This is a genomic window from Bacillus sp. ISL-55, from assembly GCF_018613155.1.
GTDB lineage: Bacteria > Bacillota > Bacilli > Bacillales > Cytobacillaceae > Mesobacillus.
Window position 1 is genome coordinate 33,119 of record NZ_JAGGQU010000009.1, and the last position, 23,592, is coordinate 56,710.

The following is a 23,592-nucleotide window of genomic DNA, read 5'->3' on the forward strand; positions in this document are numbered from 1 at the left end:
AGAAACTCAGACACTCCATTTTTTCTACATAATTAAACATTAATATCAAAGTAGAATGAAAATGAGAGGGTTGATGAAATGTTCATTAAACTGGAGAAAAGCGGCGAAATGGTTTTTGGGCTGTTAGCAGGGGATATGTTCCTTGACGGTGAATGCAGAAGCTGGGGTGAGGGAGCTGGAGTCTTTTTATGGGAGCCATTTGGGAAAGATCCGGCAATTGTTGTGTTTGAGAATAATGGTTCCTATAAATGCTATAACCTACTAGAACAAGTAGACTTTAAGGAAATTATCCTGGCAGAAAAGTAAGCGATGAATGCGAGACAGTTTTTTAATAAAGGGTTCCGTTTACAGGTGCTTTTACAATAAATGACACAAAAATTGACGTATGAAATGGCATACGTCTTTTTCTTTATTTATAAAGGTTTCCGCGGGATTTCTTTAACTTTGACATATAAATTGACATCATTATTATGATGGACAATATGTGTTAGTCAAAACATCTGTAAATTTCAGTTCTGTGTTGAGTATCAATTTTATTGATCCTTCTTCAACTAAAGATGCAGTTTACTTAAATAAAGGCCAACAAAAAGAGATTTTTATTTTTATGTATATATAACAACATTTTTTACCATCTCCATTTATTCACTAAATTTTCCTTTATAATTAAAGATGGAAGATCTTGTAGAAAAGTGGGGAGGAATGGAAATGAAAGTAAGTAGAGTAGAGGTCAAGAATTATAAGTCAATTAGCCACATCATTGCAAATATTGATGACCTAACTGCTATCGTTGGAAAAAACAATTATGGTAAATCAGCTCTATTGGATGCAATTCAGTGCTTTTATGGAGACAAAACAATTAATGATGACGATTTTCATATGGGAAAAGATGACAATATAGAAATAAGCATACTGTTCTCTAATATCATTAATGAAGACATTGAACGTTTTTTTAATTACAAATCAATGTATAACAAAACAATGATGAAAATTATGGAGAATGTAGGTAACCAGACCCTAGAAGAAAGGGAACTGCGTAAGTTGGAGGAAAAGCGAGTACAAAAGTTTGCAGAAACAACTGAAAAATTTTGTCTCGATTTAGATCAGAATGACAGTATATTAATTAAATTAATTAAGCCCAGGCGTGGAAACAGTTTATACAAATTATCAAATGACTCCACCGTGGTAAAAAACGATTTTTGTAAATTAATTCCCCCCATTAAGGTAATATCTGCTATAAGAACACCCGATAAAGAAACTACTGCTGGAACTAAATCCAATATGAAAGAACTAATTTCATTATTACAAGAGCAACAGGAAGAGGAAAATTTCGTGAAACTTCCTAATTCACGAGATAAATTAACTTATGGAGAAATAAAGGCACTGATATCAACTAATGAAGAGGAACAATGCCGAAATTTATCAACCGATTTAACTACACACTTTCAGGAAGCAATCAGTACTGATACGCTTTCTGTTAAAGTCAAAATTGAAGAAAGTTTTAAATTCGATTTTAAATACAAGACAGTACTTATTGATAGGGATATGCCCCATAAGGAAATTGATATATTATCTTGTGGAACTGGACTTCAAAGTATGATGATTTTATCCATCCTACAAACTTATATAAAAATGATGAGTGACAGCAATTTGATTTTACTAATTGAAGAACCAGAAGTTTACTTGCATCCTTCACTTCAACGTAAAATGATTAATACTTTGGTAAAAATAAGTAAGAAAAATCAAGTATTGTTAACTACCCACTCACCAATTATTATTAGCAAGATTGACCAGCAAAATATTCATTGTATAAATAAGGTAGGTGGAATATCGAGTATTATGGATGCTACAGCAACCACCATTATTGAAGAGCTTGGTATTCAAGTATCAGATATACTAAATAAAAATGCTGTATTGTTCGTAGAGGGAAAAGACGATAACAATTTATTCAGTGCATTAATTAACAAAGTAGCAACAAATATGGGCTTAGACGGCGATTTCACAATGAAAGAGATTGATATTATCCAAACAGATGGTTATGACAAAATGGATTTCTATGCCAACGCTAAGATTTTACATAAAGATGTAGTTAAAACTCCATATTGGGTGATAACTGACTCTGACGGAGAAGAAATACCAACTAGAAAAGCTTCACTAGTTAAAAAAGGTACTGATAATGGGGTAACGATTGATGAAAGACGAATAAAAATTCTCCAGGAATATGCCATTGAATCTTACTTTTTGGATCCGATCATATTATCAACAGTATTTCCAAAGTTGGGATCTGAAAATCTAAAGGAATTATGTGATTGTTACTTTCTTGCCTATGAAACAGCCTTAGCCTTATTAAGGCAAAATAGTTTCGGAAAGAAGCAACACTTCAAAGCATATTTTAAACCTAAGATTATGTTTAGTGATTTAGATAGGCCTCAACAAGCAATAAATTATATTCTTGATACACATTATCGTGCCAGCGAATCAGTTAAAGCAACAAGAAACAAATTGATACAAGAGTGGGTAGCTTTGGAGGACCCTATAATAAAGATAGTAGAAACTTTAGATATTATGCTGCTCAAAGAAACAAGAATGAGCGATATAATAAACGTGGTCGAAGAAATTATTACAGAGCTAGTTCCACAGAAACAAGTGCAATAACAGACAAAAAGAAAGTAGTTTTACTCTTCTTTTTTATATTAAAAACATTTAAAAATGCTGAAGAGGGGTGTACTAAATGTAACGGATGGGTTGCTCCAAGAAGAATTAGCCACCTCTTTTCTTGAATTTCCTTATTGAGCAAACGGAGCATTTAGTTCGAAGCTGTCAGTTGCAGAAAACTTTATTCCTTCCCGACAAAGAAAAAACCCAATGCAATTGCAGTGGGTTTAACCATAGGTACAACCGCGTTCGTCAAGTAACCGAGTCCATGTAGCCCATCTGAACAGTAAACTTCGGTAGGCCAACAGAGTTTAGAGGGCGACTAGCTCTGCGAGCTTGGCCGCTACTTCTGCCATTGGCTCTTCTGCTGTGTTTAGACCGCTTCGCGATCCGAGTAAGGGACTGACTTCGCGAAGAGCTTCATACGTTGTAGCGTGCACAATCGGAACGAGCCGATCACCCGCGAGGAGTGCCGAAAGTTCTTTGTCGGCGATGCCCTCTGTTGGGAGGCGGCGTAGCAATGCAGGGGTCACCAGCACAATCCCAACTCGTGAGTTTGCCAAGCCTTTGTCGATGGCGCGAAGTAACGGCACACCGAGGCCAACGTCTTTCTCGCTAAACCAGACGGAGACACCGTGTGACTCAAGCAGATCGTGCAGCTCCTTAGCTGCCCCCTTCCGGTCGTCCCACGCATGGCAGAGGAAGACGTCCCGAAGGTCAGGCTGATTTGCCAGGTTTTCGACGCTGTTGCGGACTGGTGTGAGTGCCCGAACTTCTTCAGGTGTGTACAATATGGCAGAACCTGATCCTGACCAGCGGGGTTTTGAACTGCGGACGGAAACTCCGCCGCTGCTTCGGACGCTCCCATTTGTCAGGGACGAGGAGTAAGAAGGGGGCGAGTACGAGTACGACTTGTAGCCCCCATAACGCCCTCTACATGCTGGACAGTTGGCTGCGGCACTCGCTGAGCTATGTCCCCTTACTGGAGCTGTACATCTAACCATGTTTCTACCTCCCTAATTAATTGAATAGTTCTGACAAATTATATCACTTTTTACCAATAAAAGACAGAATATTTAAGCTACCCTACCTTTCATCATGGAAAGTAAGTAACTGTTGTTTTGAGAGCCTATGGGGAAAATCTTTCCTGTAAAATTTGAACTCAGGGCATTGGATGTTAGCAAAGAGAACTAATATGCATTAATTTCCATTTTTATCCATACCACGCTTACAGGAAACATTAGTTTAACGAGCAAAAGGTAGTAGTCACTATCTTGTTATTCCATTATTGGGCGCTTTTCTTGAATAAGAAGGCGTCTTTTGGCATGGATAACACATTTAAGGGTTTAAGTTTCTGAAGGTGTCATAAAGAATGTGAAATATTGTACTTAAGCTGAACGGGTGCTTTAGTTAAATAAGGCTTTGGTATTCCTAATAAAGAAACTCGCCAATTAAATGGCGAGTTTTACTTTTTTATATATAAATAACGATGCAATACAACTGTCATTTCGGCACGTATTTTTAGAAAACTTCCTCAAAACGGAACCCTTTAGTTTTTTAACGGGTTACGCTTTTTTTTGATTTCAATGTACCAGGAAGGAAAAGTGGTTAATGTAGATCTGTAAGATCAAGGTGATAACTGGCTTGTAGTCCAACCATTAATATGATTTGGCATAACTCGTCCAGCCTATTATATATTGGATTTCTCTTTCAACGCTCCCAGTGATGGGGAAAAGAAGTTCAAATAAATCATTTAGATAGAAGGATAAATTTTACTAGATCCAATTGCAAGTATTATCCACCCCAATACTCATACTGATAATAATCTATAGATAGATACAAATGTGCATAGAAGGATAGAGTGGCGGCTAACTGTAAGGTTTATTACAGCCAGTAGCGGCCAACATTTTTATTACAAAAAGTAAGTTATTCAGTTATTCCGGGAACAGCCCGAATAGTGAGGACAATAAGTACAATCGATATTATCTCCTATATTTGATGTTCTTTATAATTTTTTCACTCTACATACTTTCTCCATGATTCGCTTTTATATTTAAAGCATAGAAACAAACTTCATCACCAGAAAGGAGGGGCTATCATGATGGGACCTGGTTTTGCAGCAGCTGGCTGCGGACCGATTGGCTTACTAATTGGTTTACTGTTGGTTGGTCTTTTGATCTACTTGTTGAAGAACAGGAAGAAATCAGATGGGTCGAATCTGCCTGATTCTAGTAAAGCAATGGAACAATTGAAGATGCGGCTGGCACAAGGGGACATCACCCCGGAAGAGTACCAAAAGATGAAAGACATTGTTTCAAAATAACAGTTTTCGCTTCATACTTTCTACAAATTTTTAAAAGAGAATGAAAGTATAAAGAAATGGAAAGGAGAGAAGGAAATGATGATGGGACCTGGGTATGGTTACTTTGGAGGCTTCGGGATGGGAGGTGGATCCTTGATGATGATAATAGTTTTCCTGGCAGTCGGCTATCTGCTATATCTGGCTTTCAACCAGAATAGAAGGAGTGAACAAACGCTTCCACTCCAGGCAGTGAACAATCAAGCAATTGATCTTGCCAAGGGCAGGTTGGCAAGAGGAGAAATCACTGTCGAAGAATTCGAAAAAATGAAAGCAAACCTTTTATAAAAAGTTTTAAAAAAACTTTTAAAAATAAAAAAATAGGAGTGTTTATTATGATGAAAAAGACAATTATTACTGGCGCATTAGCAGCAGCCCTTATCGCAACAGGAGGTACAGGATTGTATATGGCATCTGCGAAGGAAAATGCAGTTAATCCTGCTGATCTTATGAAGGAGCAGGGAATTGATTTCAAGAATATGGCTAACATCATGGGTGAGGGCAACTTTGAAAATATGCAGGAGTTCATGGGTGAACAGGGTGTAAATATCGATGAGATGAATCAAATGATGGAATCAGGAGATTTTGATGATATGCAAAAATTCATGGATGACCAGAATATCAACTTTGGGCAAATGAAGCCATATATGCAGCAAATGCATCCTGATTTGAGCACTAAAGACCTTGAGGATATGTATAAAGGGATGCATGGTACAGGTGGCGCATCTGACAGCCGGAATTTCCAGGGTATGGGGAACATGGGCTTATAAAATCTTACTGAGGGCCGGTCTTCCGGCCCTTAAGACCAAAATTCAGGAGGATTGAAACAATGTTTACACTGTTGATCTTGGCAATAGGTTTTTACCTTTACAAAACAGGCGATTTACAAAAATGGTTTGGGAAGATGGGTACTCACGTTCCAGATAATACCTCGGCCAGACAGACCATTGATTTGAGGTATGCTGCAGGCAAAATTACTGAGGAAGAATACGTTAAACTGAAAAATCTCATTTAATATGGAGGAGCAATGACAAATGATGAACGGTCACATGGGTTCTTTTATAAATGGTTATGGATATAGCGGTCCATCCGGCTTCACCCAGTTTGGAATGATGCCATACTTTAACTCGTCTACTTTAATTTTTCTTGTTCTAATTGCAATTGGAGTATATTTTCTGATGAAAAACCAGTTTCTACCCAAGGCGGATTCAGGGAATATCCAATCAATAGAAGCCGAAGAAATGGCAAAGTTAAGATACGCAAGAGGAGAGATCACCTTAGATGAATTCCAGCAAATTTTAAAATCGATTAAATCGTAATCGAGGTGAATGAAGTGGTGACTCTTATATTAGCAGCCATAGTCTTCTATTATTTATTGAGGACTGGAGATCTGTTCAGACTAATCAAGATGACAAGGAAGCTGTTTGTTGACCTTATGTACTCTTTCAAAAAGCAGAAGCAAGATTCAATACAAAAGGATTCTCCTTCTGAAGCTCTGAAACTGCGCTACGTCAAAGGCGAGATTTCTCAGAGTGAATATGAAATAATTTCTAAAAACCTACTCTAAAAGAAAGCTGCCAAACGGCAGCTTTCTTTTCATCAGTTTTACCATGACTATTTTTAGAAAAGCGAAACAAATCCCCAACCTGCTGTTGCAAACAGAGTGATGAGTCCTAGTGTCAGACCAATCAGTTGCCGGTTTCCCTTTTTCTGTTGATTTAAATATTCTTTGTAATCAATCTCTCCGCGAGCAAACTGAAGTCCGATTTCATCTGGCTCAATTCGGTACAGGTTACCATCCTTATCAGCCAGTACGATTTTTGAAATCACTCCGTGGTTCTCAACTGGAAAGGGTTTGCCTGCTTCAATGGCAAAGCTGCCTTCCCCGATCAATTCAATATGCAACGGGCGATAAACTGTGAATTGCACGATTTGTTCGGCGGTATGGTATGATATCTGGTCGATATTATGATGAGAAACACACATTTTTTTCACCTCACTAAAATTATATTATAAAGGTTCAAAAATGGAACTAGAAATACTTTATTCATTCTTTGTGCACAATTTGCCAGTATAATGGTCACTAATCCGTAATCAGAGAGGATGGTTTCATTGAAACAGGAATTAAATGAGAAAATTAAAAAAAGATACAACCGAGTTTCAAAAATTTATGACAGAATGGATAGAATGATTCGAGAAGATTGGAGGAGAGACCTACTGGCTGGCGCATATGGTGATGTCATGGAAGCAGGGGTAGGGACTGGGGCGAACCTATCTTTTTATCCGAATAATATTCAATCCTTGATTGGAGTGGATTTCAGCAGCGATATGTTAAAGTATGCAAAACAGAAAGCGTCACAACTTAATGCGTCTTATAAAATGGAACTAATAGAGGGAGACATCCAGGAACTGCCCTTTCCGGACAATAGCTTCGATACGGTAGTATCTACCTGTGTGTTTTGCTCTGTACCAGACCCGATTGTGGGTCTAGAAGAACTGAGAAGAGTTTGCAAACCGGACGGACAGATTCTTATGCTTGAGCATATGAGAAGCGAAAACCAGGCGGCAGGACTTGTAATGGATATACTGAATCCAATAACAGTGGGAATGTGGGGAGCAAATATAAACCGGGAGACAATGGCAAACATTAAATCAGCAGGATTGTCAGTTGTTGGCGAAGAAAGACTAATGGGGTCAATAATGAGAAGACTGTTGCTTTCTCCAAATAAATAGATCAATGTAACAAAAACGGTTCAAAAACAGAACCGTTTTTTGTTTGGGGTTTTTAATTATTTTGACTTAATCATTGATTAACTATTTGTGTTACTAAAGCAAAATTATCCAATAAATACATAAGGTAAGCCTAGTACAGAACATGACGGTATAATTGACATTTCAGTGTCTGTCGAGGTTGTATCTGAAATATTATTACTTTTAATAAAATGCATTAGGGTTTTACCATTGAGCTTAAATCAAATTTTCTTAAGGTTAATTTTGTTGTTTGAGCTTACCTCCATTTCCAGGAAATTTTCCCCTTCCCAATTTAGCAATTTACGTAGTTCACAAGGTATCGTTAAGTTACCATTATTTAGTGTTGCCTGATTTAAGTATTTATCTTCGTGGTCTTTCTCAATAACAATAGTATCTTTTTCGTTATAAATATAAAGCACGTGACCATCTTCAATTCCGAGTTCTTGTGTCACTTTCTTCGGTATGACGATTTGGCCATTATTATAAAGTTTCCTGATTAGCATAACTTCTCACTCCAATTAAGGATTTCTACTCTGTGCTTTTCACAAAGTTTTATTAACCTATGGTATCGAATAAATGAGTAGAAAGTATGCAGGGGTTAATCAATATATATAAAATCCAAAATGTATTAAGAAAAGTCCAGCCCAAGTTGAGAAGAATGGTTGAATATCCATAGTTATTGCACAAATATACGCTAACATGTAGGGTGGTTACTCCTTAACTTCCCTCGAAGAAACGGCCCGCATACAGCCGTTTCTTCATTTATAAACAGCTAGTCACTATTCTATCTTTCTAGCTAATGCCGAATAAGGGAAAATCAATGTTCTTTGTTCCCCTCCATACAAAATCCATAAATACAAGGTATGATGACAGAGAATGACATAGAAGAGGTGAAATAGATGGGAAACTTTGAACCAATTAATCGAATAGCATTGGAATTAGGCCCTATCACTATTTATTGGTACGGCATAATTATCGGCTTTGGGATTTTCTTAGGATGGTTACTTGCTACAAAAGAAGCAAAAAGAAGAGGGTTGCACCCCGATGTCTTTTCAGATTTACTTCTTTGGGCGATTCCAATTTCTCTCCTTAGTGCTCGGTTATATTACGTATTATTCAAACTAGATTACTATTTGGATAATCCAGGACAGATTCTAGCAATCTGGGAAGGCGGCATCGCCATCCATGGAGGATTGATCGGTGCGGTAGCAACCTCGATAGTGTACGCACGAAAAAAAGAAATTTCTTTCTGGCAGCTCGCTGACATAGCTGCTCCTAGCATTATTCTCGGGCAGGCCATTGGTCGATGGGGAAACTTCATGAACCAGGAAGCGCATGGAACAGAGGTGACAAGAACATTTCTTGAAGATTTAATGCTGCCAGACTGGATTATTAACCAGATGTATATAGAAGGAGCGTATTACCACCCAACCTTTTTGTATGAATCTTTATGGAATCTTTCAGGTTTTTTTGTACTCCTTGCCATCAGAAAGTTCGGAGTCAAGCGGGGAGAAGTTTTCCTTTCTTATCTCATTTGGTATTCAGTAGGCAGGTTTTTTGTGGAGGGATTGAGGACGGACAGTCTTATGGTAACGGATGGATTAAGAATAGCCCAAGTCATGTCACTGGTTTTGATTGGCCTTTCTCTTTCAATCGCCTTGTATCGAAGGCATAAAGGATTGGCAGATGAGTCTTATAAAGAAAGTGCTGCTACTCAGTAGCTTAAACACATATCATACCCCCAGACTCCCCAGAGTTCTGGGGTTTTAAGTGAAGAATACCAAAAAGATAAGAAAATGACACCCTGCATAAATTCTCCTAAATTTAATGATAACATGGTTAAAAAATTTACAGGCAGGGGGAGTCCAAAGATTAAGAACGGTATATTAAGGCATGCAATCATTATGGTTATACTCACAATTGCTTACCAAATCGCATATACATATTTTCTTTATCGGAACGGTGAATCACTTGATAAGGTATTTGCAATGGGAGGGAATGTTGTAAATCAAGCAACTTCAATGAAGGAACCGGATGAAAGCGAGGGACCAATAAAGGAAAATGTGATTGTAAGAATAAAGGATAAAGTGCTTCTTGACGCGCCGGTGGTAAAACAATTTCCGGAACTTCCACGAGGATGTGAAGTAACTAGTCTTGCAATGTTGCTTCAATACAATGATATTGATGTGGATAAAATGGAATTAGCTTCAGGCATTAAGAAGAATCCAGTGTTGCACAAAAAAAGAGAGGGTGTAACTTACTGGGGGCATCCAAACGATGGCTATATTGGGGATATGTATACCTATAATAAACCTGGATTTGGTGTTTACCATAGACCAATAACTGAGCTAGCTGAAAAATACTTACCTGGTAAAGTAAAGGATATAACGGGGGCTGACTTTTCCGAAATTAAAACCTATTTATCCTTGGACCTTCCGATATGGGTGATCATAAATACAACCTATAAGAAGTTGCCGGCCTCTTCTTTTGAGGAATGGATAACACCCTCTGGACCGGTATCAATCACATACAAAGAACATTCAGTGCTAATTACTGGTTACGACGATAAATATATATACTTTAACGATCCTATCACGGGATTAAAAAACAGGAAAGAACCATACAACAGTTTTGAAGAGGCCTGGGAGCAAATGGGCAAGCAAGCCATAATCATTTTACCTGATTCTCAGATTTCTGAATAAAGGTGTTAATTAGGTTAGCACGAATTTAATTAATACCTACTAGCTAACCATCCATCCACATTTTGTGATTTTTGGATAATGTAAATCTTTCTTTTTAACAAATGTAAAAATGCGAACTTCTGTGACAAGAAAGTTTTCATCAATTTTAATAAAGAGAAATGTAATGCATATGTAATATTAATTGCACACTAAATGCACGTTGATTCGTTATTATTTAATTACTAGGACCCCCCTTTTTTAATATAATCTTTCCCATGCATGAAAGGCTGTCGTTTAATATGCGACAGCCTTTCTGCTATAGTTGCGTTATTTGCATAGGTGCGAATCTGAGATGCATAAACCCTAAGACAGTGGTCAACCAAAAGGCTCCGGTAAATCACCGGAGCCTTGAGCCTATTCCACATTAAATTGCCCCATCATCCCTGCGTCTTCATGCTCGAGAATATGACAATGGTACATAAATAACCCTTTATGATCAAATGTTGCAATTGCTCGGACTTTTTCACCAGGTGCAACCAAAATGGTATCCTTCCACCCTCGTTCGTTCGGTGGGGGAGGATTCCCGTCACGGTCAAGGATCAGGAATTGGGTTCCATGACCGTGAAACGGATGAGCCATACCCATATTATTGCCCATCATGCCCATTCCTTCATTGGAAATTTCCCATATCTCGGTATCGTGAAGCTTAAGCTGTTCATCAATTCGGTCCATGTCCATCTGTTTGCCGTTGATGCTGACGTTGCGTCCCATCCCGGACATGACAAACGCCCTTGTCCTCACAGCCATAGCCTCATCCGGATCCGGAATGTCAACCAGTTTTGATGGAACCTCTTTTGGACCTTTTTCTTCGTCTGTGACGATGAATTTCATAAACGAGGTGCCCTTATCGGTCAATTCAACGGTTTCTCCTTCCTTAAATTCAGAGAAATCCACAATCAACTCAGCACGCTCTGCGGACCCTAATACAAGCTTGTCCATTTCTACGGGTTTTTCTAAGAGTCCACCATCTGTCCCGATCTGGTAAAATTTCTGATTGTTGCTCAGTTGGAATTGATAAATCCGTGCATTAGAGCCATTCAGCAGCCGGAAACGGACCTTGCCTTTAGGAACTTCAATATAAGGATTAATGGCTCCATTCACCATAATCGTATCTCCCTGCAGTCCCATCATGACATCGTGCATGCTCAAATCATAGGTAAACTGACCGTTTTCATCAAGCTGTTTATCCTGGACAATTAATGGTATATCATTCACCCCATATTCGTTAGGCAGATCCAGGTTCTCACTGTCTTCATCATCAATTATAAACAGACCAGCAAGTCCTTTATATACGTGTTCGCCAGTTTCATGGAGGAGATGGGGATGATACCATAAAGTAGCAGCGTTTTGTTCAATTTTGAATTGCGGATTCCACGTTGTTCCAGGCTGGATGCCGGAATGAGGGCCGCCATCCTGGTCGCCGTCAACTTCTAGTCCATGCCAATGGACCGTGGTTGCTTCATCAATCTCATTTTTTACTTTTATTGAAACATCTTCTCCAGTTTTTACACGAATCACGGGTCCTAGGTAATCGCCATTATATCCAAACGTATCTGTTGGTTTGCCTTCTATAAACTCCATGGATCCTTTTTGGGCAACAAGAGTGAACTCTGCTTTTCCTGGGTCTGGATTCTCGTCTTTTAGGATGGGGGGAATGGGAAGAGAGGTTCCTCCATCAGCGAGTGAGTCATTCTTCATATCTTCAACCTCTCCGTTATCGTTACCCATCATACCACCATCCATCATTCCTCCCCCTTGTCCAGGCATGTTGCCGTTCATGCCGCCAAAACCCCTCATAAAAAACCAGCCGCCCACAATGAGTAGAATCAATAAGATAAGTGCGGCCATAACAATTTTTTTCACCATTTTTTCCTCCTTTAGTCTTACTAGCTTTTACATGACTTTCTTTTTGAATGCACAATACCTCGCTGTGTATTTTATAAGCGCAGGTTTATAATTGCAAACAATACTGCTCACTGTGGTCAAATATGCATTTTCTATGGAGTTTAATTCGAGAAACCCGTGGTAGAAACTATAAAGTAAATAAAATTAAGGAGGAATATAAATATGCTATTACCTGCATCTGACTTAGGGTTAATTTCAACTCACCTACCTGCCCATGACGGCATGATCATGAAAGTAAAGCTTATGGCAAGAGAAGCAAAGAGGAAAAATTACTTGAATTGCTAAATACTAAGGTAGGGATTTTACGAAGCCATGTGCGTATCATGATGGATATGCTTGATCCTGACAAAAGTGATTTTGAGAAGCTTCCGGATTTCAATGAGCTTCCGGAGGGTCAGCTCGAAACTACATCTAGAGGGTCACAGCTGATGGACAAGCACATCGCAATGGAAATTAAGGCTTCTACAGAGGCAATAGCGAAGGATAACTTCGTCTCAGCTCTTAAAATGAAGGACCCGCAGGTCAAACAGACTCATATTGAAATGGCACTTCAGCAAGTAAAGCTGCTTAATATGGTTACTGAATTCCTGAAGGAGATTGAAGCAGATGTAACACCTATGGGTACGCCAGATGAACAAAAGAAAGTCACGAATCATTTCAGTCATATGATGGAAGAATAGATTTTGATTGGAGGTCGAGAGATGAATAATGAAAATGAACATAGTACTGTAAACAATCATGACCACAGTCAGACCAGCAGTATGACTAAAGATAGTAGCCAGTCCAGTCGAACACAACATTACAGTCATGAACATCATCAAGAACATAGCATGATGGATTCCCATCAGGGACACACCGACCATAAGGAGAACATAGCAAAAGTACAGGTTGATTGGATCTCAAACCCTCATACGGTCAAAGTGGATCAAGAAACAGAAATTTTTATTGACATAAAAGATCTCTCCGGGAAGGTTATCGAGACTTTTTTAGCTGTGCATGAAAAAGAAATGCACCTACTGGCAATTAAAAAGGATTTATCTGTATTCCAGCATCTTCATCCGCATTATCGTGGGAAAGGTAGATTTCAGGTGAAGACAACCTTCACAAAGGCAGGGGAATATAAATTTTATGCAGATTTCCTGCCGGAGGGGGCGAATCAGCAGCTTGCCTCTCATGAGCTTGTTGTAACAGGCTCGGAAACCAAGGAAGAGGTTGTTCCCGACAAGCTTTTGAAAAAGGAGATAGATGACCTGACAATCGAGCTTATTCTCCCAAAAGCAAAAGCAGATGAGCATATAAGTTTGATTTTCACTCTAAATGATAAGAATGGAAACCCAATTACTGAACTTGAACCCTATCTTGGTTCTGCAGGACATGTCGTAATTGTCAGTGAGGATATGAATGAATTTCTCCATGTACATCCAGTAGATGAAAACACAAAAGGACCAGATGTTGAGTATATGACAAGTTTTCCCCGGAGTGGATTGTATAAAATCTGGGGTCAGTTCAAGTACAAACAACAACTTTATACGGTGCCTTTTGTGATTGAAGTCAAGTAAAAGGCATCAGTAACTGCAATGGCACACATGAATGTGTGCTATTGTTCAATTTACTAGTAAAGGAGGTGGAACTGTGAAGGATATTGAGGGGAAAATCGACATGCCGCAAACGAACAAAGGTCGATTGAAAATTATCACGGTGCTTGCTATTCCCGCAGTCATTGAAAATTTTTTCCAGACGATCCTCGGCTTTGTCGATACATACTTTGTATCTAAAATCGGTCTGGCAGAAGTTTCGGCGGTAGGGGTCACCAATGCAGTCCTTGCGATATATTTTGCATTATTTATGGCAATTGGGGTAGCAGCCAATGTAAGGATTGCAAACTTCCTTGGTGCTAACCTTCCGGAAAAAGCAAGGCATATATCACAGCAATCAATCGTCCTTGCTGTCATATTTGGAATTATAACGGGGCTCATTACTTTGATTTTCGCTGAACCGCTACTGAAATTAATGGGAATCGAGGCAGAGGTCCTCGAGGCCGGTGCCCTGTATTTCCGTATTGTTGGGATACCTTCGATTGTTATGAGCTTCATGTTTGTATTAAGCGCTATCCTGAGGGGAGCAGGCGATACGAAATCGCCGATGAAGGTGAGTATTGTCATCAATATTGTCAATGCAGTTTTGGATTATGTACTCATTTTCGGTTTTTTGTTCATCCCCGAAATGGGCATCGTAGGAGCAGGGATTGCAACCGTAATTTCACGATTGATTGGCAGTATTGCGCTATTTTACTATGTCAATAAAACAGAAACCCTTACCTTCAGAAGAGATTACTGGAGTATTGACAGGACACATTTAATGGAACTGACTTCTCTTGGAGCCCCAGCTGCAGGCGAGAGACTAGTCATGCGTGCCGGTCAAATCGTCTATTTTGGTTTCGTCGTTGCCCTTGGTACCAATGCATTTGCCGCTCATCAGATTGCAGGCAATGTCGAAGTATTTTCCTATATGATTGGATATGGATTTGCTACTGCCGCCACCATTTTGGTTGGCCAGCAAATCGGTGCTGGTAATCTTGAGGAGGCTAAGCATTATGCGAAACTATCCACCTATCTCACAGTAGGAGCGATGACCCTGCTCGGTGCCTTGCTCTTCATCCTCGGTGACTGGGCAGGCAGCTTTTTCACCGAAGATCAGCAGGTCATCGATAATATAGGAACCGCATTAAAAATATCTGGTGTTTTCCAGCCGTTTCTCGCTGTTTTAATGGTACTTACAGGTGCATTCCAGGGTGCAAATAACACGAAGTTTCCAATGTACCTAACCGGCTTCGGGATGTGGGCTGTACGAACCGTACTTGTCTACCTCCTCGGAATCAAGTTAGGATGGGGACTTGCGGGAGTATGGATAGCAATCGGAGCCGATATCGCATTTCGTGCAATTGTCCTTGCAATCCAATTCAAACGAGGAAAATGGATGGCGCTCGAAAAAGCACCAGACCCAGAGTCGCACTGTCATCCGCAAACGACAAAAGAAACCATGTCAGCTTGCGCTAATAACTATTAATAAGGAGCATACAGTTATCAATCTGTATGCTTTTTTTAGGTAACAATATTATTGAATTGAATCTAAGCTTATCGTAAGGGGTTCCTGCTTAAAAAAGGTGTTTAGTAAAAATAAAAAGTCCTTAGATCGAGTTGTATCAAACACATTAAAGAACAAAAAGTACAGAATTAATCGTGTAACTGGAGATGTCATAGCAATAACCTTCTTTCCAGCTACCAAATCAAACTCCCTAGTTCTGTTAAAATTATGAAATTCACTCTTATTGGTTTTTTGGTGTTTTACCAAGCATCCAAGAGGTATAGGACATAAGAATCTATTTTTTAAGGAGGAACATTAATGACCAATAATAAACTGTTAAGAAGTTCAGGATTAGGTTTAGCGGCTTTAGGACTCGTTTTTTCAGCTGCAGGAGTATCGGCAGAAGCCCATAATCCCGGAGGTAAATTCCAACCCAATAATCAGCTTGAAGTTGAATTGAATGATGAGAAAAAACTAGCTATTGTAGAAAAGAAAGTGATTGCTGTTAAAACTAAAATCGAGGATATCGAAGCCTCACTAGGGGAAGCTCCTCTAACAGCTGCAGAGGTAGAAATGTATGAGAAGTACCTAGAGGATATAAATCCCTTACTTAATCGTTTAAACGCTGCGGAAAACCAGTTAGATGCCAAGGTTAAAAATCAAAGTAATCCTGATCCAATTGCTGAAGAGATTTATGGATGGATAAACGAGGTTCGCTCTAAAATTTCTGTGGTCAAGGAAACAATGGAATCTCAACTGGCTGATACAATGTCCAGTTCAGGTGAAGTTCCTGAAGGACTTGCTACAGCAGAGAATCCGAAGTTCAAAATCGGAAGCCAGGCTATAATTGAAGCAGATCATATGCCAGGCATGAAAGGTGCTCTAGCAACCATAAAAGGAGCATATGACACCACAGCATACTCTGTTACGTATTACCCTACAACTGGCGGAGAGCCTGTGAAAGATCATAAATGGGTCATTCATGAAGAGTTAGAAAACCCGGGGGAAGAACCTCTTGAACCTGGTACAGAAGTAACCCTTAACGCAGATCACATGAAAGGCATGGATGGTGCTACGGCTATCATCGAATCAGCTGTAGATACCACTGTCTATATGCTTGACTTTACAACAACATATGGAGAAAAAGTAGAGAATCATAAATGGATCACTGAAAGTGAATTAAAATCCATTGAGTAAAAAAACAAGATAATAAAGTATAACATCGAAAAAACAAAGTATACAGGTACTAATGTGCTTGTATACTTTGTTTTTTTTAAATACTTAATGAAACTACCTAGAATTTTGTCCCCCGGTTCTATAAAATGGTTTATTTCATAGTCATTTATATCCAATAAATAGTAAAATATCACTAGTGATAATAAAATTTTTCAGGAGCTGATTTAATGTTTGAAAAAATATTAGAATTATTAGAGGCTGGTGGAGAAACAAGGAATATCGAATTTAAGAAAACTTACAATTGGGGTAATCCACAACATAAAGCAAAGATCGTAAAATGTATTTTAGCTATGAGTAATACTAAAGATGGTGGGAACCTTATCCTTGGCATTGATGATGAAAAACAAGGCTTAGAGAAATTAACAGGTATGGAACAGGAGCATTTCTTAAAATTAAACTATGATCATATAGTAGTTGAGGTTAATAAATTCGCAGATCCTCCTATAGCGTTCCATATGTATCCAATTGAAAAGGATAATAAGTACTTTATATTAATTAAAATCTCTGAGTTTGATGAATTGCCTATTATTTGTAAAAGGAGTGGAGAACAAGGACTAAAAGAAGGAGCGGTATTTTCAAGATCAAAAACAAAGCCAGAATCTGCTCTTATTAGGTCTCAATCGGAAATGAGAGAATTAATGGATCTTGCAATAAACAAGGGAATTAGACAATTCTATATGAGGGTAAGAGATTCTGGATTACACCTAGCTGACGACGATACATCCCAAGAGAGTTATGCGAAAGAGTTAGTTGAAATTGAAGATGATGAAATAGTCCAACTGATTAAGAAAAAAGGCTATTGGAAAATTACAATAAGACCTACTTATTATGAGGAAGATAGAATTGAAACGTTGGAAAATTGTAGAAAGATATTACAAGACAACAAGTTGAGTTTGAGAGGGTGGGATTTCCCACACTTGAACGGTTTTGCGAATGGAAACAATTATGTCCAGTCTAAAGAAAACTTCGGTCAATTCAAAGAGCTATTAAGATTTTATAAGAGTGGTCAATTCATTTATTATAATTCCATGTACGAAGAGTATATGGATGAGAGGTATCAAAAAAGAGTGAATGGGAAGGGATTAGAGATTATTAGTTCGCTCTATTTATTCACAGAAATATTTGAATTTGCAACAAGGTTAGCACAAGGGAAAATAGTAGGAAATGAAATTACAATAAGAATTGAGTGTAATGGTATTAAAGGACGACAACTTTTCTTTTATGAAGGTACAAGACCGCTTTTCCGTGACTATATTTCAACTATAGAGGACGAAGCACACTTAGAAATAAACATTGGGGTTGAAGAATTAATATCTAATGGTAGTACAATCGCAATTGAGGTATTAAATAATTTATTTGAAAAGTTTAATTGGGACATTCATGCAATTAAAGGAGTATTTATAGAAGAGCAACAAAAACTGTTAAAAGGATTATTATAATTGCAGATTTGGTGGCCAGCAGAATAGCTCTTTTCATAGGAAAAGGGCTTATTTTAAAGTAATAAGATTCAGGCAATAGTTAAAGATAAGGGTGGAAGTATTTCGATGGAGGTCCTTAAATCATTAGCGAAAAAGTGTCGGAATCCCTTTTCCTAAACTAAACAATAATTTACATAAATTTATTCATAGAACAATAATATTATATACCTATATAACTTGTGTAGCTAAGAACCAAGCAGAGAAATAAATGATAAGTGTCTATTGATGCACCGGAGGAGATCATTAGTTGGTTATTTAGCTAAATAGAATATCAGGTTTTGAGAGGTTCCTAAGAACAAAGTAATTTAAAAAATACGAAATATTTATAGTTGCCTGGTTTAGTCATAACAAAGAAAAGGGGGATACATTTTTTTGCACAGTTAGCCCAAGGATTTAAAAATATTATTACGTAAAATATGAATTTGATGTAATATTATAACGAAGACTAATTTTTTCCTTAGGAGTAATTTGATGAAAAACAGCTCGCAGTCACAAAATTACAAAAAACTTGATTTAATACTTAAAGAACTCCCATGGTATGTAGAAGAATATATTGATAAGAAAAAAAGAAAACTCTCACCAGGCACTTTGCTTAATTACTGTCATGATTTTAAGATCTTTTTTAATTGGTTGGTGTCTGAGGGTTTTTATAATGGAGAAATAAAAGAAATTCCGCTGTCATTGTTTGAGACGCTGACTACTCAACAAATCGAAGACTTTCTCAGCTTCTTAAAGTTCCAGTTAGACAACAGAGAAATTACCATTAATAGAAAGTTATCATCTTTAAAATCACTCTTCAATTATCTGCAAAATATAGCTGAAACCGAAAAGTTAGAACCATATTTAATCCGCAATGTAATGGCGAAAATTGAATTTAATGATGTGTCCGAGGATCCTGAAACAATTGCAAACCGAATGGAAGGAAAAATTTTAATTGGAGATGAATATGAGGACTTCAGAGTATTTGTTGCTAAGGATTACGGTGAAATAAATAAATCCAATAAACGCATTACTACATTTTATAAAATGAATAAAGAACGTGATACAGCAATTGTATCATTATTCTTAGGATCAGGTTTAAGGTTATCTGAATTAGTATGGTTAAATATAGAGGATATAGATTTTAATAAAAACTGTGTGAGAGTAATAAGAAAAGGAAACAAAGAACAATACGTATACTTTAGTGAGCAAGCAATGACAGATTTAAAAGCATATCTGAGTATTAGGAGTAATAATTACAATATTCCGAGAGAAAATAAAGCTGTGTTTGTTGCAGCTCCTATGGGTCCTAAAGGAACTACCAGAAGGCTGTCAGGAAGAGCTATCGAGAAATTAATTGAAAAATACGCGATTGCGTTCGGGAAACCTTCCTTATCAGTACACAAATTAAGACATTCATTCGCAACGAGGTACCATTCTGAAATAAATGATGTACCTAAGTTAAGAAGACAGTTAGGCCATTCCTCAATTGAAACTACAATGATATATACACATCTGAAGAATGAGGATTTAAAGAATGCAATCAATAAACTTAATATGCCTAAAGAACAATAAAAAACTAATGTAGGTAAATTCTCTTCAAAAATTATGTATGTAGGTAGATTCTCTTCAAATTTTAACAATGTAGGCAAGGTCTTTTCAAAAAAATTTCAGTGATTTTAGTGCAGCAACTAAGATTTTTGTTCTAAAACACTGAAATGGAAGGAATGTAGGCACATTCTCTTCATTTATGTAGGCAGATTCTCTTCAACGGACAGGAGAAGAGTACAGATTAACCTCTCATAAAATATTTAATTTCTAGTTTACATAACATAAATTCTAGGAAGTTGAATAAATAATTTAAATTGGTATCTCATTAGCTAAGTATACTTAAATCAGTGAGACAAAATCAAAATTTTCATAAATTCACTTAATCATGATGTTTTTACAACAATCAACTTAGTTCTAAATACTAGTGAAATTCTTTTACTTATAAAAATTCGTTTTGGATACTAGTTAAATTCAATTGCTTTTTAGTTAGATCCATTTGCTTTGCTATCAAAAAATTCATTTTATCAATCATCAATCAGGCTTCTGGATCATTTGAGTAAAACTTACCGGACACTTTTAAAAACTCTATTATTTCTTATATTTCCAGTTATTCATTTACATTGTCTTTAAAACATTATAATCAAAGTCAATCCAATCTTCCTTTATACTCTTTCAATTCACTTCACTTGTTTACATAACAATATTATGTACCTCTATCTAGTATTTCTATCAACTAATAATTTAAAAAGCACAGGTTCACGCCTGTGCTTCTTGGGTTCTTTCCTTATTCACTTTGTTAAGATACGTTCTTGGCGTACCGTAGTAAGCTACCTGATTAAATTCTGCGTAAATAGATGAAAACTGTACATAAATTGGAGCATCGAGCAGCCAAGGATAATATGTGAAGAAGTTTTTATCTCCATATACCATCGCAGTCAGTGCTAAATCCAGCTCTTTTTTGAAAATCATATAACGGATCCTGGACATATTCAGGTCGTATTCCCCGTTACTGATATACACCTTAGCATACAGCAAGTATTCACCATTGATGGTGATCCAGTCTGCCAATACTTCATCCCGCATTTCATAGTTGATTGCCTGGTAATCATAGACATTCCCGACTGCTAAAAACAGCTCTCCAGTAATATCGGAATGTGTTAAAGTATATTTTCTGCTATCTATTGGTACAAAAGCAGTTGCTGGTGGAATAAAGTTAACGCTCAATCGTTCTGGCTTGAATTTGCTCACGGCAGAAGGCTCCTTCCCGCTAAAAGAATCCTTTTCCGATATCATATGCCACTGAGCGGCGATCCGTGACAATCGCCTATATTATTGAGAATTCAGGCTTTTGACTTCAGCGTTTATTAATTGCCATTTCCCCTTTTCATATAACCATGTCGATTCAATATTAGCAATTCCATCCGCATTATATGCACCATTTATTCGCTGGATGCCTTTTAACCCATAAAGATTTTCTTTTACCTTAATCGGCTTTAATGTGCCAAAAGGAAGAACCATTAGCTCTGTTGGTTCATTTAACTTTCCATCCTGATATAAACCCAGGCGTTCGTACTCCTCTTTTCTGTCGCTTAGGTCAAAACTGTATGATTGCCCTGTTTTCTGAATATTTATGGAAGCCTTGTAACCATCCTCAAATTGGCTGTTGACTGCAAGAGGTTCTGGTACAGTCAGATTGGTAACTTGGAAATCCTTTAAAGTGTATAAATAAAAATTCGACAAACCTCCACTTCCACCGGTAGGAACACTGATAAATATGTCCTTTACGGAATCGTGGTTCAAATCTTTATAACTAGTAGTGGGATCGTATCCACTATCTAGATCAATTTTATATATTTCTCCATTTGATGCTCTGACTTTTAAGAAAATCTTTTTGAGAAACTGTGCACCTTCTTCAAAAGGCACTCCTTTTACATAAATCATATCCTTTTTTCCATCACCCGTTACATCAACTTTTTCTTCAGAAATCGTCACCGTTTTTTCATTAGATTCCCCTGCATATACACCGGTAAGGGCGGTTAACGACATAAAAAAGAACGCGCTGAACGTGATTAATAGTTCCTTTTTCATAATGCATCACCCCGTTATACTTAACATCTCCAAATATGGTAAAAAAATACACAAAAACCCCTCTGATTTGATCAGAGGGGTTAATGATGATTATTTATTCTTAGATACTCCGTGTTTACGGTATTCCCAGGATTCAATTCCTGTTAAACCTTCGATTGAATCAGCATAAAACACTGGATCTTTTCCTTGTTTTCGCTGTTCTCTATAATCCTTTAAGGCAGCCATTGCTATTTTTGCAAGCAAGGTAATGGCTACAAGGTTGATTAATGCCATTATTCCCATGAAAAGGTCTGCCAGATTCCAGACAATGGCTAATTCGGCAACTGAACCGAACAAAACCATTCCCATAACAGCAAGACGATAAATAAATAAAGCTGTAGGACTTTCCTTGATGAAACCAATATTTGTTTCTCCATAATAGTAATTCCCGATAATCGAGGTGAAGGCAAAAAGGAAAATAGCTCCGCCGACGAATGCTGGTGCCCATGAGCCAACATGCGCTGTCAGCGCTGCCTGCGTTAACTGTATACCATCTAAATCAGAATTCGTATATTCGCCTGACATAATGATAATGAATGCTGTTGCCGTACAAATCAACAAAGTATCCGTAAATACTCCTAATGTTTGGATTAGGCCTTGCTTTACCGGATGGGTGACTGCAGCAGTGGCCGCTGCATTTGGCGCACTACCCATACCAGCCTCGTTAGAAAATAGGCCTCTCTTGATTCCCATCATGACCGCTGCACCCATTCCACCGCCAACTACTTCCTGTAAGCCAAAAGCATTCTTAATGATAAGTGAGAGCATAGACGGAATTTCACTGAAATTCATGATCACAATGAATAAGGCAAGAATTAAATATAACACCGCCATTATTGGCACAATTATTTGTGATACAAAAGCAATCCTTTTGATGCCGCCAAAAATGACTGCGGCAGTCATAACAGTTAAAATGATTCCCATCCAAAAGCGATCGAATCCAAATGCCTGATCAAAAGCAAGGGAAATGGTGTTAGATTGAACAGAACTGAAAACGAGGCCGAATGTAAAAACAATAATGACAGCGAATAAAATTCCCAGCCACCTTTTATTTAATCCGCGTTCCATATAGTAAGCTGGTCCGCCACGGAATTCATCCTTATCCTTGACCTTATAAATTTGAGCAAGCGTGCTCTCAATGAAGCTGGATGCTGCGCCTATGAGCGCAATGACCCACATCCAAAAGACAGCTCCCGGACCACCGGCTGAGATAGCTGTCGCTACTCCTGCCAGATTACCTGTACCAACCCTTGAAGCTAAGCTTACCGTAAATGCTTGAAATGAAGACCTTCCCCTTTTCCCTTCGGAAGAAACGGTGGCTGGATCCTTTAGCACCCTGATCATTTCAGGAAAGAATTTGAATTGAACAAACCTGGTTCTGAACGTAAAATATGTACCCAGTACAACTAGAACAGCAATTAAGATATAGCTCCACATATAGTTGTTTAATTCAGATATGATGCTGTTGAAAATCTCCATATAAAACTCCTTTTTTAGTTTTTGACAAAGCTGGTCTTACTTTGAATATTACTTTTCTTTTAATACCTATCTTCTAAAAGTGCCAACAGTACAGGAGTAACTTACTATCTACCCATCACGTATTATGGCTTTAAAAAGGCTAGAAAAAGCAAATAGGACTAAGAAAAGAGCGTTGAACAAAGATATTTTAATATAGTTTTTAATGTACCAAAATTGCAATCGCTTTACAATGGTACTTCACTCCCATTAT

The 23,592-nt window shown here is 37.8% G+C and carries 24 protein-coding genes; 17 read left to right on the forward strand and 7 right to left on the reverse strand.

Annotated features, from left to right (window positions below; all coding sequences use genetic code 11):
* Positions 1–78: 78 nt before the first annotated feature.
* Both J7E32_RS05120 and J7E32_RS05125 read left to right on the forward strand, forming a co-directional pair.
* Positions 79–306: a hypothetical protein gene (locus tag J7E32_RS05120; RefSeq protein WP_214904589.1), complete on the forward strand. Its 228-nt coding sequence runs from the start codon at positions 79–81 to the stop codon at positions 304–306.
* A gap of 399 nt (positions 307–705) precedes the next feature.
* Positions 706–2,652 (forward strand): ATP-dependent nuclease, encoded by a 1,947-nt coding sequence (locus tag J7E32_RS05125; protein WP_214904592.1) that lies wholly within the window; start codon positions 706–708, stop codon positions 2,650–2,652.
* 311 nt (positions 2,653–2,963) lie between these two features.
* Here the strand turns inward: J7E32_RS05125 and J7E32_RS05130 are convergent, their stop codons facing one another.
* The gene (locus J7E32_RS05130) at positions 2,964–3,443 is read right to left on the reverse strand and encodes a toll/interleukin-1 receptor domain-containing protein (protein WP_286182734.1); all 480 of its coding nucleotides are present in this window, start codon (positions 3,441–3,443) and stop codon (positions 2,964–2,966) included.
* Positions 3,444–4,750: 1,307 nt separating this feature from the next.
* Here J7E32_RS05130 and J7E32_RS05135 point away from each other — a divergent pair.
* The 5 genes from J7E32_RS05135 to J7E32_RS05155 all read left to right on the forward strand — a co-directional run bounded on the left by J7E32_RS05135 (position 4,751) and on the right by J7E32_RS05155 (position 6,330).
* Entirely contained in the window at positions 4,751–4,975 is a 225-nt protein-coding gene (locus J7E32_RS05135; RefSeq protein WP_214904598.1) for an SHOCT domain-containing protein, read from the forward strand.
* 75 nt (positions 4,976–5,050) lie between these two features.
* On the forward strand, positions 5,051–5,299 hold the full coding sequence (locus tag J7E32_RS05140; RefSeq protein ID WP_286182735.1) for an SHOCT domain-containing protein: 249 nt from the start codon (positions 5,051–5,053) through the stop codon (positions 5,297–5,299).
* Positions 5,300–5,346: 47 nt separating this feature from the next.
* Positions 5,347–5,781: a hypothetical protein gene (locus J7E32_RS05145; protein WP_286182736.1), complete on the forward strand. Its 435-nt coding sequence runs from the start codon at positions 5,347–5,349 to the stop codon at positions 5,779–5,781.
* Between the two features lie 59 nt (positions 5,782–5,840).
* Positions 5,841–6,026, forward strand: a complete 186-nt coding sequence (locus J7E32_RS05150) for an SHOCT domain-containing protein (protein ID WP_214904601.1) — start codon at positions 5,841–5,843, stop codon at positions 6,024–6,026.
* Positions 6,027–6,045: 19 nt separating this feature from the next.
* Entirely contained in the window at positions 6,046–6,330 is a 285-nt protein-coding gene (locus J7E32_RS05155) for an SHOCT domain-containing protein (RefSeq protein WP_214904604.1), read from the forward strand.
* 301 nt (positions 6,331–6,631) lie between these two features.
* On the opposite strand, the gene J7E32_RS05160 is transcribed toward J7E32_RS05155, so the two are convergent.
* A complete protein-coding gene (locus tag J7E32_RS05160; protein ID WP_214904607.1) occupies positions 6,632–6,997 on the reverse strand; it encodes a hypothetical protein in 366 nt (121 codons plus the stop codon).
* A gap of 126 nt (positions 6,998–7,123) precedes the next feature.
* Between J7E32_RS05160 and J7E32_RS05165 the strand changes: the two genes are divergently transcribed.
* The gene (locus J7E32_RS05165; RefSeq protein ID WP_286182737.1) at positions 7,124–7,744 is read left to right on the forward strand and encodes a class I SAM-dependent methyltransferase; all 621 of its coding nucleotides are present in this window, start codon (positions 7,124–7,126) and stop codon (positions 7,742–7,744) included.
* A gap of 239 nt (positions 7,745–7,983) precedes the next feature.
* Here J7E32_RS05165 and J7E32_RS05170 read toward each other — a convergent pair whose 3' ends face one another.
* Positions 7,984–8,265 (reverse strand): AbrB/MazE/SpoVT family DNA-binding domain-containing protein, encoded by a 282-nt coding sequence (locus tag J7E32_RS05170; RefSeq protein ID WP_214904612.1) that lies wholly within the window; start codon positions 8,263–8,265, stop codon positions 7,984–7,986.
* Positions 8,266–8,661: 396 nt separating this feature from the next.
* Here J7E32_RS05170 and lgt point away from each other — a divergent pair, with 396 nt between their 5' ends.
* Both lgt and J7E32_RS05180 read left to right on the forward strand, forming a co-directional pair.
* Positions 8,662–9,483: a prolipoprotein diacylglyceryl transferase gene (gene lgt / locus J7E32_RS05175; protein WP_214904615.1), complete on the forward strand. Its 822-nt coding sequence runs from the start codon at positions 8,662–8,664 to the stop codon at positions 9,481–9,483.
* Positions 9,484–9,597: 114 nt separating this feature from the next.
* Complete coding sequence (locus J7E32_RS05180; RefSeq protein ID WP_286182738.1) at positions 9,598–10,464, forward strand: C39 family peptidase; 867 nt, start codon at positions 9,598–9,600, stop codon at positions 10,462–10,464.
* A 393-nt stretch (positions 10,465–10,857) separates the two neighbouring features.
* On the opposite strand, the gene J7E32_RS05185 is transcribed toward J7E32_RS05180, so the two are convergent.
* A complete protein-coding gene (locus J7E32_RS05185) occupies positions 10,858–12,369 on the reverse strand; it encodes a multicopper oxidase family protein (protein ID WP_286182739.1) in 1,512 nt (503 codons plus the stop codon).
* Between the two features lie 201 nt (positions 12,370–12,570).
* On the opposite strand from J7E32_RS05185, the gene J7E32_RS22770 reads away from it, so the two are divergent.
* From J7E32_RS22770 to xerS, 7 genes are all read left to right on the forward strand, one after another.
* On the forward strand, positions 12,571–12,693 hold the full coding sequence (locus J7E32_RS22770) for a hypothetical protein (RefSeq protein WP_286182740.1): 123 nt from the start codon (positions 12,571–12,573) through the stop codon (positions 12,691–12,693).
* Positions 12,687–13,088, forward strand: a complete 402-nt coding sequence (locus J7E32_RS05190; protein WP_214904619.1) for a hypothetical protein — start codon at positions 12,687–12,689, stop codon at positions 13,086–13,088. Before J7E32_RS22770 ends, J7E32_RS05190 begins: the two co-directional genes overlap by 7 nt.
* A 21-nt stretch (positions 13,089–13,109) precedes the next feature.
* Positions 13,110–13,967, forward strand: a complete 858-nt coding sequence (locus tag J7E32_RS05195; protein WP_214904621.1) for a hypothetical protein — start codon at positions 13,110–13,112, stop codon at positions 13,965–13,967.
* Between the two features lie 100 nt (positions 13,968–14,067).
* Positions 14,068–15,474, forward strand: coding sequence for an MATE family efflux transporter (locus tag J7E32_RS05200; RefSeq protein ID WP_214905027.1), 1,407 nt, complete (start codon positions 14,068–14,070; stop codon positions 15,472–15,474).
* Positions 15,475–16,236: 762 nt separating this feature from the next.
* A complete protein-coding gene (locus J7E32_RS05205; RefSeq protein WP_413632896.1) occupies positions 16,237–16,689 on the forward strand; it encodes a YdhK family protein in 453 nt (150 codons plus the stop codon).
* Between the two features lie 206 nt (positions 16,690–16,895).
* Complete coding sequence (locus tag J7E32_RS05210; RefSeq protein WP_214904624.1) at positions 16,896–18,167, forward strand: AlbA family DNA-binding domain-containing protein; 1,272 nt, start codon at positions 16,896–16,898, stop codon at positions 18,165–18,167.
* A gap of 510 nt (positions 18,168–18,677) precedes the next feature.
* Positions 18,678–19,760, forward strand: a complete 1,083-nt coding sequence (gene xerS, locus J7E32_RS05215; protein WP_192472328.1) for a tyrosine recombinase XerS — start codon at positions 18,678–18,680, stop codon at positions 19,758–19,760.
* 732 nt (positions 19,761–20,492) lie between these two features.
* Here the strand turns inward: xerS and J7E32_RS05220 are convergent.
* The 3 genes from J7E32_RS05220 to J7E32_RS05230 all read right to left on the reverse strand — a co-directional run bounded on the left by J7E32_RS05220 (position 20,493) and on the right by J7E32_RS05230 (position 23,342).
* Complete coding sequence (locus J7E32_RS05220) at positions 20,493–20,984, reverse strand: staygreen family protein (RefSeq protein WP_214904627.1); 492 nt, start codon at positions 20,982–20,984, stop codon at positions 20,493–20,495.
* Between the two features lie 81 nt (positions 20,985–21,065).
* Entirely contained in the window at positions 21,066–21,824 is a 759-nt protein-coding gene (locus tag J7E32_RS05225; protein ID WP_214904630.1) for a hypothetical protein, read from the reverse strand.
* A 90-nt stretch (positions 21,825–21,914) separates the two neighbouring features.
* Complete coding sequence (locus J7E32_RS05230; protein ID WP_214904633.1) at positions 21,915–23,342, reverse strand: alanine/glycine:cation symporter family protein; 1,428 nt, start codon at positions 23,340–23,342, stop codon at positions 21,915–21,917.
* Between the last annotated feature and the right edge of the window lie 250 nt (positions 23,343–23,592).